General features: G+C 70.2%; 11 protein-coding genes. 4 read left to right on the top strand and 7 right to left on the bottom strand.

The features are described 5' to 3' along the window. Window positions 1-16: 16 nt before the first annotated feature. The 7 genes from OV427_RS16700 to OV427_RS16670 all read right to left on the bottom strand — a co-directional run bounded on the left by OV427_RS16700 (window position 17) and on the right by OV427_RS16670 (window position 5,939). Complete coding sequence (locus OV427_RS16700) at window positions 17-700, bottom strand: imm11 family protein (RefSeq protein WP_267857115.1); 684 nt, start codon at window positions 698-700, stop codon at window positions 17-19. 50 nt (window positions 701-750) lie between these two features. Beyond that, window positions 751-1,578, bottom strand: a complete 828-nt coding sequence (locus OV427_RS16695; RefSeq protein ID WP_267857114.1) for an AHH domain-containing protein — start codon at window positions 1,576-1,578, stop codon at window positions 751-753. Window positions 1,579-1,617: 39 nt separating this feature from the next. Beyond that, entirely contained in the window at window positions 1,618-1,944 is a 327-nt protein-coding gene (locus OV427_RS16690; RefSeq protein ID WP_267857113.1) for a DUF4150 domain-containing protein, read from the bottom strand. A gap of 66 nt (window positions 1,945-2,010) precedes the next feature. Next, a complete protein-coding gene (locus tag OV427_RS16685) occupies window positions 2,011-3,081 on the bottom strand; it encodes a beta-ketoacyl synthase N-terminal-like domain-containing protein (protein ID WP_267857112.1) in 1,071 nt (356 codons plus the stop codon). Next, window positions 3,081-4,112 (bottom strand): DUF2169 family type VI secretion system accessory protein, encoded by a 1,032-nt coding sequence (locus OV427_RS16680; protein WP_267857111.1) that lies wholly within the window; start codon window positions 4,110-4,112, stop codon window positions 3,081-3,083. Before OV427_RS16680 ends, OV427_RS16685 begins: the two co-directional genes overlap by 1 nt. 7 nt (window positions 4,113-4,119) lie before the next feature. Next, window positions 4,120-5,406 carry a TIGR02270 family protein gene (locus tag OV427_RS16675; RefSeq protein WP_267857110.1) on the bottom strand — a complete coding sequence of 429 codons (1,287 nt, stop codon included), beginning with the start codon at window positions 5,404-5,406 and terminating at the stop codon, window positions 4,120-4,122. 2 nt (window positions 5,407-5,408) lie between these two features. Beyond that, window positions 5,409-5,939 carry a DUF6484 domain-containing protein gene (locus tag OV427_RS16670; protein ID WP_267857109.1) on the bottom strand — a complete coding sequence of 177 codons (531 nt, stop codon included), beginning with the start codon at window positions 5,937-5,939 and terminating at the stop codon, window positions 5,409-5,411. Window positions 5,940-6,273: 334 nt separating this feature from the next. Here OV427_RS16670 and OV427_RS16665 point away from each other — a divergent pair, with 334 nt between their 5' ends. Genes OV427_RS16665 through OV427_RS16650 form a run of 4 tightly spaced genes read left to right on the top strand, consistent with a single transcriptional unit; the run spans window position 6,274 to window position 14,143 of the window. Then, window positions 6,274-7,179, top strand: coding sequence for a DUF2135 domain-containing protein (locus tag OV427_RS16665; RefSeq protein WP_267857108.1), 906 nt, complete (start codon window positions 6,274-6,276; stop codon window positions 7,177-7,179). A gap of 21 nt (window positions 7,180-7,200) precedes the next feature. Then, entirely contained in the window at window positions 7,201-7,824 is a 624-nt protein-coding gene (locus tag OV427_RS16660; protein ID WP_267857107.1) for a DUF1175 family protein, read from the top strand. Beyond that, the gene (locus tag OV427_RS16655) at window positions 7,821-9,428 is read left to right on the top strand and encodes a hypothetical protein (protein WP_267857106.1); all 1,608 of its coding nucleotides are present in this window, start codon (window positions 7,821-7,823) and stop codon (window positions 9,426-9,428) included. The genes OV427_RS16660 and OV427_RS16655 overlap by 4 nt, the downstream gene beginning before the upstream one ends. Next, complete coding sequence (locus tag OV427_RS16650) at window positions 9,425-14,143, top strand: MG2 domain-containing protein (protein WP_267857105.1); 4,719 nt, start codon at window positions 9,425-9,427, stop codon at window positions 14,141-14,143. Before OV427_RS16655 ends, OV427_RS16650 begins: the two co-directional genes overlap by 4 nt. Window positions 14,144-14,146 lie beyond the last annotated feature (3 nt).

Here is a 14,146-nt window from a genome sequence, read left to right as displayed (position 1 = left end):
ACGGTTCGTCTTCGCTTTACGACACGTTGTCGTCTTCTGCGTCATCGTCAGTGTTGTCCTCTTCGTCCTCTTCGTCCTCTTCGTCCTCTTCGTCCTCTTCGTCCCTCGGAGTGGTTCGCTGGGTACCCGCATAACCATTCAGGTCGAGCGGGTCCGGATTCTCGTCGGTGGGGTGCACGGAGACGAACTGCCACTGCTCCTTGTCCAGCTCCTGCTTCACCTTCTCATGGACGATGATGGTGGAGGCGGACTCCAGCATGCGGAACAACAGGAGCCCGTGGGCAGCCTCGTCGTCGATGACCAGCTTTTCGAAGCCGATGACGTCCCGGCCGATGCCATCCGGATCATAGACAGTGGATTCGTTCGGGTCCGCCGCCTTGATGCGTCCAAGAATCTGCACTACCTGAAAGCCGGGCAGTCGCAACCCACGCCGGGCGTCGTTGAGGACGGCCGGGAAGGTCTGCAGGTTGGTGACTCCCGCGCGCTGGATGGCGGCGACGAGCCGGTCACTCATGACCAGGATGCCGCGCTCGAAGATGTCCGCCATGCGCGTGCCGAACCGGTCGTCCAACTCGAGTTCGATGGGATTGGGCAGAGGGGTGGAAATGGACTGACCCGAGAGCCAGCGCACCTCGAGGTCGGGCTTCCGGACGTCGTAGACGCCTTCGAGCACCGGAGTGGGACACAGTCTGTAGTACATGGCTTGCATGGAGCATGCTTCGGGGCGTGGGCTGCAGGCCCCGCCCACGCTCATCTTCTCCGACGCTTGCTCGCCGACGAGCTTGCCGGCTTCGGTCGCTTCTTGGGTTTCGTCTTGGCCTCCTCGCTCGCCGCGAACGCGACACGTGAGATGAAGACAGTCCACTTCTTCGGAGCGCCGGAGACTTCCTTCATCATGTGGGCGGAGACGTACCGGTAGAGGAGGTCATTGAGGAAGAAGGGAGGGGGACGCTTGCCCTTCTTGGCCTTCTTCGCGATGGGGCAGAACTTGTCCACCCATGCCTCTACATGCTCGACGACATCATCGAGCCGTCTCTCCACCATCGTGATGTAGCACCGGTCGGGCTCGGAACTGGCCCTGTCGAGGCCGCCCTTGTTTGTGTGGTTGCCTTTGTGGAACTGGAGACAGGTCGTCATCATCAGGTCGATGGCCATGCTCTGGCAGTCCGGGTCCCGCCAGCTCCAGCCCGATACCCCGACGTAGCTCACGGGAACGGAGGGCAGCCACACGCCGTTGAAGTGTGAGTTGATGTCGAAACCGGTGTCCGCCTCCACCTGTGAGCCCGAGGCCCGTGTGGCCAGCCACTTCTCGACGTCATGCCCCTTGAGCGCCTCCTTGCCGGGCATCAGGTGGTGGGGCTCGGAGGAGAAGGCGCCGTGCTTGCGGTGCTTGAACGTACGGCGGGGCACGCGCTGCGCGGTCAACCGCGTTTCCAGCGTGTCCGGGTTGTTGTCGTCGCCGATGAAGGACTTCGGGCCCTTGGCCTTCGCGTCCTTGCAGAAGACGCAGTTCTTGTCGTGCACGTCCTTGCTGGCGCCGGGCATCTTGACGAGCGCGGGCTCCATCAAGTGTGTCATCTATCGACCTCGTGGTGGAACGCCGTGGCGCCAGGGCGGCTAGCCCATCGTGTTCTTCTTGTTGTGGAAGAGCGGGTCCCCCAGCCGGCACACGTTCTTCCCCTCGAACTTCACGTCGAACGAATACATCATGAACTCGGCCGGGCCCTTGGTGGAGCTGCTCATGACGCCGCCGCCGGCCGTGCCGGCCTCGTCACCCGTCGATGTCTGGTATTGCGCCCCCTTCACCGCGGGCATGTTCCCCTCGATGGTGACGGACTTGGGCCCCTTGGAGGTGTCCGAGGACTTCGCGATGTTGGGATAGGGAATGGGAACCGGCCCCGCCGGTGACGGCGTCTTGCAGACGTCCGGCAGGACGGTGCTCATTCCGGACGTTCCGGCATGGGCGATACCACGGCCATTGGCGAAGACTGGCATGTCGGCTCCTCGTGCTCAGGCGAAGTGTAACAGAGCGGCCCCCCGCTCCTCCCGGTCCGAGCCGCACCACACCAGACAGGGGCCCTTGCGGTAGTCCTTGTGGAGCGCCAGCGACGCCAGCCCCACCATCAGCGTCCCGAGCGCCGCCCCCGGGTCTCCGAGGTACTCCGCCGGATGCTCGATGCGGTACTTCTCCTGGAGCCGGTCGCGGTTGCGCAGGTAGGCAATGCCCCACTCCCTGCCCCAGATGCGCTCACCCGTCATGCCGGCGTAGACCGTCTCCACCTTTGGAAGCTCCCGGGGCACCGCCGCGAAGAGGGTGTGGATGCTGTCGGTCAGCCCCTCGCCCAGGTGTGGCGAGCCGCTGTACAGGTGGCCCTTTTCCTTCCCAGTCCCCGTTCCCAGCAGGTGGGCCAGCGGCTCAAGCCCCAAGGACTGGGTGCGCTTCGGCGTGGTGAGGAGCAGGAACGCGGCGCCCTCGCCGGGGATGAAGCCCTCCGCGCGCCCCTCCGACAGCAGGCGCTCCTCCGCGTCCAGCCGGCCGAGCAGGCCCAGGTCCAGGTAGGAGTCCACGCCTCCCACATAGACACAGTCGACCTGCCGCGAGGCGAGCAGCGCGAGCGCGGCCTCCAGCGCCAGGAGCCCTCCCGCCCGCCCCTGGCGGAAGACGCGGCTGCTCTTCGCGTCGAAGCCGACGCCGGTCTGCTGTGAGAGGTGGGAGAGGAAGCCCGGGCCGACCGGGTCCATCATCCCCTGGGGCGGGGGCTCGGGCAGCGCCAGCATCAGCGGCGGTGGGGTGGAGGGCTTCCAGGTCGCCAGCAGCTCCCGGAAGGCCAGCGTGGACAGCCGCAGCATCCGGCGGTGGCGGTCGGAGAGTCCCACCGCGGATTCGAGCGCGGGCGCGAGCGGATGCAGGTGCCGCTCATCCACCATCCCCAGGCGCTGCCCGTCCCAGGCGCTGAGGTGGACGGTGGACTCCCGGGTGCGGGTGATGCCCGCACGGACGGCCGCAGCGGTGGCCAGCGCGCTCAGCCCGACCGGCGTCGTCATGCCCACCGCCAGGATATCCACTCGCTGTGTCGTCATCAGTCCGCGACGCCTTCCAGGGAGTCCAGCCGGAAGACGGCCTCCTCCACCTGAAGCACCTTCTTGTCACACGCCAGCGCCCCCCGCCAAAGCATGCAGAAGCGGGACTCCGAGGGCTCCAGCAGCACGGTCTCCAGCCGCATCTCCAGAGGGGAGCTCTTCCCGGCGACGGTGAGCCGCACGTCCAGCCCGCAGCGAGGCAGGGCGAAGCGGTGGACACCTCGAGGTGAGACATTCACCAGGTTCACCGGCTCGCCACCCCGCAGGAAGGACGGCGTCCCCAGTCCCGCCGAGGCGGCCCGGAAGAACTCCGGCTTGAAGTCCACGGGGAAGAAGGGCGCGCGCCGCCGCTGCCACGCTTCATCGTACGTGCCGGCGAAGGACCGCCGGGGCTCCCAGCCGGGCGCGACGAAGCCCGTCCCCATGGGCACAGGCGTATCCGAGATGCTTCCGATGAGTGCCCCCGGGTCCTCCACGTTCGGCAGTGGCTGGCCCACCATCTCCGAGGCGGTACGCTTCCCACGGAAGCCCCGGCCCACCGGATTGCGGGGCTCACCCAGGACACGCCCCTGCTCGGCGTCCACCACGTGGAGGCCACCGAAGGCCCGCTCATAGACGAGCGGCATCTTCACGAAGGGTTCGGGCCTGGAGGGGTTGGGAGACAGCAGCCCTCCCGTCCAGACCCGCTCACCGAAGACCTGGAGGACCTTCTTCAGTGGCCCCACCGAGACGGACACCCCGCACGATGACACGGGCTTGCCCCCGGGCGCATGGGCCTCCCCCACCAGCACCACGTCGGTGCCGGGCTTCAGCAGATGCGCCTCGCTGGCGTACTTGAGGCTGGAGGTCTCCGGCGCGCCCCAGTGTTCGTCGGCGGCCAGGATGGGGCTCTGCTCCTCCGCGACGCGCACCGTGTCCCCTTGCAGCGAGAAGGTGGCCTTCACCACCGCGTACAACGTCTCCACGCCCTTCTCGTCGGGAAAAAGGAAGAGGCCTGGGACAAAGGGCATGTCTCTGAGGACCTGGAGCATGGCGGCGCTATCCCATCAGCCGGTTCCACGGCCGCATGTCGAGTCTGGCGCCAGCGGCGCGGGCCCGCGCGAGCTCCGCGTCCTGGCGCCAGGTGGGGCCTCGGGTGGGCACCCGGTGGGCCCCCCGGCTTCGGATGGCGAGCTCCCGGGCCAGTGCGTGCCGCCGCCGCATGGTGCTGCCCTCCAGCGCTGCCAGCAGTGCCGCCGCATCGAGAGGACGCCCCTCCAGGTAGCGGGTCCCCCGCTGGAAGCGGGAGGCGTGCTGCGTCCACCATTCCCGGATGGCTTGCGCGTCGGGCCGTGGCAGCGCGGCCTCGGGGCCAGGGACCAGGTCGGCGTCGAGGTCTTCCTCCTCGTCGTGAAGGGCGTCCTCCCGCGGCGGCAGGGCGTGGGGGCCGCTCACCACGAGTCCCGTGATGGCGGAGAAGGCCTCGGCCGCCAGGGGCGCGACGGCCGGGTCCTCCATCCACCGAAGTGCGGCCTCGGCCGCGCACGGCTGCCCGGTGAAGCCCAGGGCCCACAGGGCACTCGCGCGCGTCCCGGCGTCTTCGGCCTTCTCCACCAGGCGGGCGGCATCCGCTTCCGCCCCACCCAGCGCCAGCAGCAGCATCGCCTCGCGGGCTGCGTCTGCTTCCGTCCCGACAAGCTCGCGGCAGGTGGCCAGCGCGGGCCGCAGGTGACGCGTCATTCCCGCCTCGACCGCCGCGGCGCGAATCCCCGGGTGCGTGGAGGCGAGGGCCGGCAGCAGCCACTCTGGAAGAATGGGCAGCGCGGGGGCCGCGGCAGCGGCGAGCGCGGCCATCCTCACCTCCGCCACCTCATGGCGGAGCAGCCGTTCGAGCGGCTCCACGGGCACGGCGCTTCGCGAGGTGAGCACTCGCAGCGCGGAGGCGGCCAGCCCGGCGTCGTCCGAGTCCAGCAGGGGAATCAGTCGGGAGTCGAGTCCTGGCGAGGTGCCCAGCTCCAGGGCGCGTTCGAGGGCGGCGCGCAGCTCCGGGGGACCGTCTTTCAGGCGCGCGAGGACCTCCTCCAAGCCCCGTGGGTGTCCCTTCATCAAGGCGAAGGCCGCGGAGGCGATGCGCCCCGGCTCTTCCGATTCGAATGCCGGAACCAGCAGCGGCTCAGCCTCCAGTCCGGCGACGACGAGCCCGTCCAGGTGCGCCATCAGCCGCTCTTCCTGGGCGGCCGCGTCCGGCAGGTCATGCTCGGCGGAGAGCAGCGCCTTCTCCCAGCGCAGCCAGTGGAAGCTGGCTTCGTCCAGGTGCTCCTCGAGGATTTCCTCGATGACCGGCATCGTCAGTTGACCTGGACCGAGCCACCCTTGATGCGGTTGACGCCCTCGGCATGGGTTTCCACATAGGTGCCCTTGATGATGACCTTGCCGTTGCGCCGCAGGGTGATGCTGGCCTTGCCACACTGGATGACGAGCTCGTCACGTGCCTGGATGATCCGTACCCCCTCCTCCTCGGAAGCGGGTTCCCCGGAAGCTTCCTCCTCATCCTCATGGGAGCGCGTGAGGCCCTGGAGCAGGTCGTTCAGTGAGATGACTGGAGCGATGCCGACCACCACGGGGAGCCGGGGGTCGCCATTCTCGAACCTCAGCTCCACGGGCCGGCGGCCCGCGATGGCGGTCCTCAATTCCTCGGGCGACAGCTCCACGGTGGTGCGGGCTTCGAGGGGACCTGCCGTATTGCCCTCGAAGTCGATGATGAGCTGTCCCTGCTCGCGTGCCCGAACAATCCACCCCGTCTGACTTTCCCAGACTCGCTCGGTAACGGACGTGGCCTGCCCGCCCTCTTTCTTCGAAGAACCGTCGGGGGAACTCATGGGATGGACCTCTTCAGGGGAGCGCTTCAGCAGCAGCCCGTGAACCATAGCCGGGGATGGCCACGCGCCGCCCGGAGGCCCCCCTGTCAGCGTCCGAGAGGGCCGTGGGGAGGCTGTCCCATGACCCCCCCGGCTCCCGGCGCGGCTGAAGGGCCACGGGCTGGCGCCCCTCATGTGTCCCCCCACCCGCGCCTGATAGGGGGTCCAACCACGGCCTCCCTCTCAGGGAGTCCCGGGGAGGGCTGGCAGGCGACTTGAAATGGAGGCCCGTGCTGCCGCAGTCTGTCCGCCCGCCTACACGCTCCGGCGGAGTTCCTCCCTACAAGGACGCGCGATGCTTCCCGTCATCCTGGCCGTGCTCCTGTCGCAGGCAGCGCCCGCCGCCGCCCCCAACCCGCGCCAGCAGGGCGTGCCCATTGGCAAGGGCAAGACGCTGCCCACCGTCCGCCTCACCGCGCCTTCGGGCGGGTGGACGGTGGACCGGATGATGCTCGTCGAGGGCACCATCAGCGACACCACCATCGACCCCGTGGTGGTCTCCATCAACGGCGACCGCTACCTCATGCGCACCTACGGCGGTCGCTTCAGCCGCAAGTTCCCCGCCGCCAGCGGGAAGAACATCGTCACGGTGATGGCCACCAACCAGGCCGGCACCGCGCGCACGCAGGCCACCAGCTACGCGCAGATTCCGCCCGTCCCCTTCAAGGTCGTCCTCACCAGCGACACCGACGGCGTCTACACCGACCTGCACATCTACGAGCCCACCGACTCCAGCGAGGCCGGCGACCAGCTCAAGGTGACGGAGATGGCCCACGTGTACTGGGCCGACACCGCCAGCCCCTCCGGCGGCACCTTCTTCCTCAACGAGCAGGGCGGCGACTTCGACCAGCCCGCCTACGGCCCGTACCTCTACATCCACCGCGCGCCGCCCCAGGGCGTGTACCTCGTGGCCACCAACTACTGGCCCAGCGGTGACAAGGCCCACACCGTGGCCACCCTCAACCTGGCGCTCTTCGAGGGCACGCCCAACGAAATCCGCCGCATGGTGCGCATCCCCCTCGCCACGCCCGGCACCACTCGCGTGCTGGCCTGGGTGAACGTGCTCGGCGACGGGCAGGCCGAGGTGTACGTGCCCGCGCAGGACCCCAAGCCCAAGCACGCGGCCTGGCCCACCAACCTCGCCGAGGCCCTCAAGGAGCTCCAGGCCAGCGGCGACAGCGGCGAGGGCGAAGGCGGCTGAAGTCCCCGAGCCCAGACCCCCATGCTCGCCCTGTCCCTGCTCCTGCTGCTCCAGGCGGCCGCGCCCGAGACGCGCGACGTGCCGCCTCGAGCGGCCGTGCTCGCGGCGCCCGCGCCCGAGACGCGCGACGTGCTGCTGCGGCGGCAGGTGGCGCGCGTGGCGCTCGCGCAGGTACACAAGCAGGACAGTGCGTGGCATCCGGGCCAGCGCGACTGCGCGGGCCTCATCCGCTTCGCCTTCCGCATCGCGTACAAGAACGTCGTCCCGGAGCGGCTCGCAACGCCGCTGTGGCGCAATGAGCGCGGCCAGCCCGCCGACTTCGCGGATGCGGAAACCCTGTTGCAACAGAGCTTCACGCCGCTGGGCCGCGACGACGCCGCGCGAGACGCGGTGCGCACCGGCGACGTGCTCGCCTTCCGCCAGGAGCACGACTCCGGCACCGTCTTCCACCTGATGCTGGTGGTGCGCCCGGAGGACCGGGCCCACGCGCCCGCTCGCGTCGTCTACCACCCGGGGGAGAAGGGCGCCGCGGTGCGCACCGGCCTCCTCCAGAACCTGGCCACCGAGGCGCCGCTGGAGTGGCGCCCGGTGCCGAACAACGCCGGCTTCCTCGGCTTCTTCCGCTTCAAGGAGTGGATGCCATGACGTCTCCGTCGAGCCCGCCTCCGGGCACGCCTCCTCCGGCGGCTCCGCCTCCCCGGCAGGGCCCGCCCAAGGCCATGTTGATTGGTCTGCTCACCGCCCTCATCGGCGCCGCCGTCGCGGGGGGCTTCCTGCTGGGCCGCCGTGGAAAGTCAGGCGGTGTCTCGGGGAGCAGCGCGCCGCTCGTCACCGGTGAGCGCCAGGGGCCTCCCAGCGCGGGCGCCGAGGTGGAGGGCATGCCCGACGCCGAGGTCGCCACCATGGAGGTGCCGGGCACCGCCGCGCCCGCCGCCGTCTGGGTGGACGTGCACCACCCCGGCAAGGTGCGCGAGGCCATGGCGGGCAACGCGTGGCTGAAGGAGCAGCTCGGCAAGCCGCTGGGCCAGGGCTTCGTGGGCGGGTGGGCCGCGTTCTTCGGCTCCACCGGCGAGGACCTGAAGGGCGAGTTCAAGGGCGCGGTGCTGGACCTCGTCGCCAACCAGCTCCTGGACGCGCCGTTCCGCGTGGTGTGGTTCGCCGGTGACGCGCGGGCGAGCACGCCGGCCTTCGTCCTTCCCAGCCCGGGCGGCGCCACCACCTCCGCGTTCGACGCGCTGGACCAGGTGGCCAACCGCGGCGGCATGAATGCCGCGAGCTGCCCGGGTGGCACCGCTGGCACGTACGAGATGAAGCGCTGGCTGGTGGCGGAGCAGACGCTGTGGGCGGCGCGCTCGGCGGACCGCATGGTGCTGGCCCGTCACCCGGTGGCGGTGCTCCAGGGCCTGTGCACGGAGCTGCCGAAGCTGGAGGCCGCGGACAACGTCGACGTGGAGCTGGGCTTCGACCCGGACGCGTACGGCCGCGAGGTGCAGCTGCTCACGAGCGTGGTGGGCATCGCCCCGGGCGCGCGGCTCCAGTTCGGCGTGGAGGGCAACAAGCTGGTGGGCCGAGGCATCGCCGGCCAGCTCATGGACGGCCCCGCGCGCCTGGACGCGGCGCCCCTGTCCGATGACCTGCTCAAGCTCGTGCCCGAGGAGACGCCGGTGCTGCTCGCGCTCCACCTCAAGCTGCCGGAGTCGCTGGAGCCCGAGACGCTGAAGGAGTTCTGGCAGGAGGGTGGCGGAAAGGGCGCCACGCGCACGCGCCAGGTGGCGCTGGTGTGGACGCCGCGCGGCGACACGTCACTGCCCCTGGAGATGGCCCTGCTCTGGGGCCGTCCCGAGGACAAGGCCGCGTTGGAGGGGCTGTTCTCCGGCGGCTACAACAAGCTCGTCTCCGGCACGGCCTGCAACCACGTGGTGCTCGCGTCCAACGACGCGGAGCTGGAGCGGCTGAAGAAGGCGTGCGAGGGCAAGACGCCCAACCTGCTCAACGCGGCGGGTCCGGTGGTGGCGGGCCTGCGCGCGCCGACGTCGCTGGCCTTCGGGGTGAATACGGGACGGCTGCTCAGCGGCCTCACCATGGACGGCTTCCTGTCCGAGTCCCGCGTGGGGCGCAACGCGCCGATTCCGAGCGCGGCGCCCCCTGAAATCGAAGCGGCGCGGCGCGACCTGGAGTCGCTGCCGTTCCTGGGCCTGCGCGGCACCGTGCAGGGTGATTCGCTGGTTCCTGGAGGTTTCGGGTCATGAAGACCTTTGCTCGTTTCGTGGCGCTGACCGCGCTGGTGCTGTCCGGCGTGGCCGTGGCCAAGCCGCTCTACATCACCGTCCCGCGCTCCTATGGCAGCCAGGAGCCCGTCGCCGTGGACGTGGCCTTCGAGGACAAGGGCCCCGTGGAGCTGCGGGTCCTCAAGCCGGACAACGTGGACGCCTTCATCCGCGCGCAGGGAGACCTGCGGCGCGCGTACCAGACGCCGCCCACGCTGAACAACCCGGGCCGTGCGCTCAGCCGCGGCCTCAACGCCCTCAATGCGCCGGGCATGTGGCTGCTCGACACGCTCAACCCGTCCTTCCGCGCGGAAGTCGGTGACGTGCTGCCCAAGCCGTCGGACGTGCCGGGCTCGGGCGAGCCGCTGGCCAAGGTGGCGGAGGGGCCGAAGAAGCTCGTCGGTGTGCCCCCGGGCTTCACGGTGGCGCGCAGCCAGTGGCTGAACCTGGACCTGGGCGGCGCCGACCGCGACTTCAACGTCCCCGGCTTCAACACGTCGGACGAGAGCAGCGGCTTCCAGGAGCGCCGCGTGGTGCTCGCGCCGCTGCCGGCCGGCACCTACGTCCTCCAGCTCGTGCAGGGCAAGGTGGAGGGGCAGGTGGTGCTCGTCGTCAGTGACTTGACGGTGCAGCTCAAGCAGACGGATGGCCAGGTGCTGGTGCGCGTTGCCGGCAGGGACCAGAAGCCGCGCTCGGGCGCGCAGGTACAGGTGTACCTGCCCAAGGGCAAGGGCCCGGCGGGGACGACGGACGCCAAGGGCGAAGTGACGCTCGAGGTGGCCGAGCCGCGCATCATCGCCACGGCCTCCGTGGAGGGCGACACGGCGATTGTCGACACGGACTTCTACTCCGCGCTGGCGGTGGCGCCGGACGTGTTCATCTACAGCGACCGGCCCATCTACAAGCCGGGCAACGAGGTGAAGTACCGCGGCCTCGTGCGCCAGCCGGACACGTTCCTCGCGCGCCTCTTCACCCCGAAGAAGCGCGAGGTGTCGGTGAAGCTCGTCTCCCAGGAAGGCCGCGCCATCACCACGCGCGCCCCGGTGGACGAGTTCGGCGCCTTCAGCGGCACGCTCAAGGTTCCGGAGGACCTGGGCACCGGCGTGCTGCGCGTGGAGGCGGAGGTCGACGGCCAGCCGCACCAGGGCGAGGCGCGCGTGCAGGACTACGTGAAGCCCACGTTCTACCTGGAGGTGGACCCGGAGTCGGAGACGGTGGTGCCCGGGCAGACGCTGCGCGTGAAGGTGCGCGCGCGCCGCTACGCGGGTGGCACGCCCGACGGTGCGAAGTACGAGGTGTTCCTCTACCGAAGCCTGCTGGACGCACCCGCGTGGGTGGATGACGCCGGCAAGGGCGGTGGGGGCAGCGCGGTGACGTACGGCTCGTCCTCCAGCACGGAAGGCAAGCTGAGCGTCCCCGAGCGGCTCTACTCCTCCGTGGCCGCGCGCGACGCCACCGAAGACCCGTGGTCCAGCGCGAGCGCGTTCGACGCGAACGGCGAGGCGGAAATCGAAGTGGCCGTGCCGGCGCTGGCGGCGGGCGAGGAGCGGATTCCGTACCGGTACTCGCTGACCATCCGCGCGCGCGACGACCAGGAGACCTTCGCCAACTCCACCACCGCCTTCTTCCTGTCGAAGGTGGAGGTGATGGGTGTGGCGCGGTACTCGGACCCGGTGGTGGCCAAGGGCGGCGAGGCGACGCTGTCGGTGCGCGCCACCACGCTGTCCGGCAAGCCCTACGGCGTCACGCAGGGCGAGGTGGAGTTCGTCTCACGCAAGGCGGACGGCGAGGAGAAGAGCCTGGGCAAGCGCTCGTTCACCACGGCGGCGGACGGCACGCATCGCGAGAAGGTGCCCACCTCGGACGTGGGCGCGGTGGTGGCGCGCGTGGTGGTGAAGGACAAGAAGGGCGAGACGTGGGAGGGCGAGGAGTCGCTGCTCGTCATCGGCGCGGCGGACGAGCCGGTGGCGCAGGTGCCCAACCTCACGCTGGCGTCGCTGTCCGGCTCGCTGGAGCCGGGCGACACCGCGCGGCTGGTGGCGCTGATGCCGGACGGCTGGGGCCCCGGCGGCCGTGACGCGGGCCCGGTGTGGGTGACGCTGACGGGCGCCAGCCTCTATGCCACGCAGGTGGTGGAGCTGACCGGCCGCACGCTGGTGCACAGCTTCAACGTGGAGAAGCGCTTCGGCAGCGCGGTGTACGCGTCCGTCGCGTACCCCACTGCGACGGGCCGCTGGGAGGAGCGCACGGTGGCGTTCCGCATCGTCCCGCGCGAGCGCACCCTCACGGTGGAGGTGCAGCCCCGCCGCGCGGAGGCCGCGCCGCTGACGGAGCAGACGCTGGACGTGCGCGTGGTGGACCACGAGGGCCACGGCGTGGTGGCGCAGGTGTCCGTGGGCGTGGTGGACAAGGCCGTCTACGCCATCCAGAGCGAGTTCCGCCCCAAGGTGCTCGACTTCTTCTACCCGCCCGCGCGCAACAACGTGTCCAACTTCTTCTCGTCGGAGTTCCAGGGCTACGGCTACGGCGAGGAGCTGGCGCGGAAGATGGCGGGCCTGCCCGACCATGCCTTCGCGTCCATCAAGCCCCCCACCCGCAACGCGAAGGACCTGGAGAAGGACACCGCGCACTGGGACCCGGGTGTGGTGACGGACCGCGACGGCCGCGCGACGGTGCGCTTCACGCTGCCCTCCAACCAGACGCTGTGGGTGGTGACGGCGGTGGCGGCGGACACGTCCGGCCGCTTCGGCGAGAGCACCTCCGAGTTCGCCACGCGTGGCGGCCTCAACCTCTACGCCGCGCTGCCGCAGTTCCTGCGTGAGGGCGACGAGGCGCTCGCCTCGGTGCGCCTGTCCGCGGGCGAGAAGTCGCAGGGCAGCCAGTTGCTGGACGTGAAGCTGGCGTCGCTGGGCTCGCTGAAGGCGGACCAGTCGCAGCACAAGGTGGAGCTGGCCAAGGGCGGCGAGCAGGTGGTTCCGGTGACGCTGAAGGCCACCAGCACGGGCTCCGCGCAGCTCGCGGTGGACGTGACGGGCGGCAAGGACCCGCTCAAGGACCGCAAGCTCTTCCAGGTGGAGCCAGCTGCCGTCGAGGACACCGTGAAGGTGAGCGCCTGGGGCGGCGGCGCGCTGGAGGTGCCCGCGGCGAAGGAGGCGACGCTGGCGAGCGTGGAGTTGGTGCTCCAGCCGTCCATCGTCGACGCGGCGCTCTCGAACGTGCGCGAGCTGTTGACGTACCCGTACGGCTGCCTGGAGCAGCTCGTGTCCACCACCGTGCCGAACGTGGCGGTGTACCAGGTGCTCCAGCAGGCGGGCGCGCTGGCGAAGCTGGACACGGACACGCAGGCGCTGCTGGCCGAGGCGCGCAGCCGCTCGGTGCAGGGCACCGCGCGCATCCTCAACCTCTCCGTGAAGGGCGGCGGCTTCACCTGGTTCGGCGGCTACGACACGCCGAGCCTGCCGCTGACGCTCATTGCCCTGGACGGCCTGGCCTACGCGGCGGAAGCCGGTCTGGTGGACCGCAATGACCCGCGCATCATCGACAGCTCGCGCTGGCTGGAGGCGCAGGAGGGGCTGCCGCCCGAGTACGAGGCCACCCGTGCCTACGTGCTGGCGCGGCTGGAGGGCCCGAAGCAGGCCGCTCGCGTGCGTGCGCTGGTGGAGGGCTCGGAGGGTGGAGACCTGTACCCGCTGGCGCTGGCGGTGCTGGCCGCGGAGAAGGCGGGCATCATGAAGGAGCCCGCGCTCCAGGCGCGCATCAACTCGCTGGTGTCGAAGAGCGCGCAGGGCTTCGCCACGCTGGCCGCGTACAAGCCGGGCCAGGAGATGGAGATGAACGAGGCGTTCTTCCGCTTCCCGCTGCGGCGCGTGGGCATGACGGCCATCGCCGCGCACGCCGCGTCGTTCGGCACGCTGGACATCACCCGTACCCGCCGCCGCATCCTCGAGATGCTGTCCGAGCCGGACCTGTCCACCTTCGACCGGAGCACCGCGCTGCTGCACTCGTTGTGGCTGCTGGAGCGTGACGCGAAGGCCTTCCGTGGCATGCAGCCGCCAGAGGTGAAGGGCGCGAAGGACGTGAAGTTCTCACCGCGCGGCATGGGCCTGGTGGCGGTGCTGGCGCCGGGCACGCGCTCGGTGGACGTGGGCGGCTTCGACGGTGTGGCCACCCTGCAGGCCACCGCGCTCACCCCGCTGGCGGCGGTGCAGCCGAAGGCGGAGGGCATGTCCATCCAGCGCGGCTACTACGTGCTGCGCGAGGGCGGGAAGGTGAAGCTCGCCCCCGGTGACACCGTGTCCCAGGGTGAAGAGGTCTACGTGGAGCTGACGATGGACGCGCGCGGGGAGAACCGCGTGCGCTCTGCGTACTACGTGGTGGAGGACGCGGTGCCGGCGGGCTTCGTCCCCTTGCAGGAGGACAAGGCCTTCCGTGGTCCGCCGCACTCGCTGCCCCTGGTGCCCGAGGCGCTCCGCCGCCGCGTGCTGAACCCGGAGCGCGCCACCTTCTTCTTCGAGGAGCCGGCGTGGTGGAGCAACAGCCCGCGCACGGTAGGCTACGTGATGCGTGCGCAGTTCCCTGGCACGTTCTCCGCGCCGCCCGCGAGCATCGAGGACATGTACGCCGCCAGCATCCACGGGCGGACGGCCGCGGACTCGCTGAAGGTGGTGCCCTCGAAGAAGGGCACGGGCGACCTGTAGCCC

It is taken from the genome of Pyxidicoccus sp. MSG2 (assembly GCF_026626705.1).
Lineage (GTDB): Bacteria > Myxococcota > Myxococcia > Myxococcales > Myxococcaceae > Myxococcus.
The sequence above is the reverse complement of the archived record's forward strand: the minus strand, read 5'-3'. Positions and strand labels throughout refer to the sequence as shown.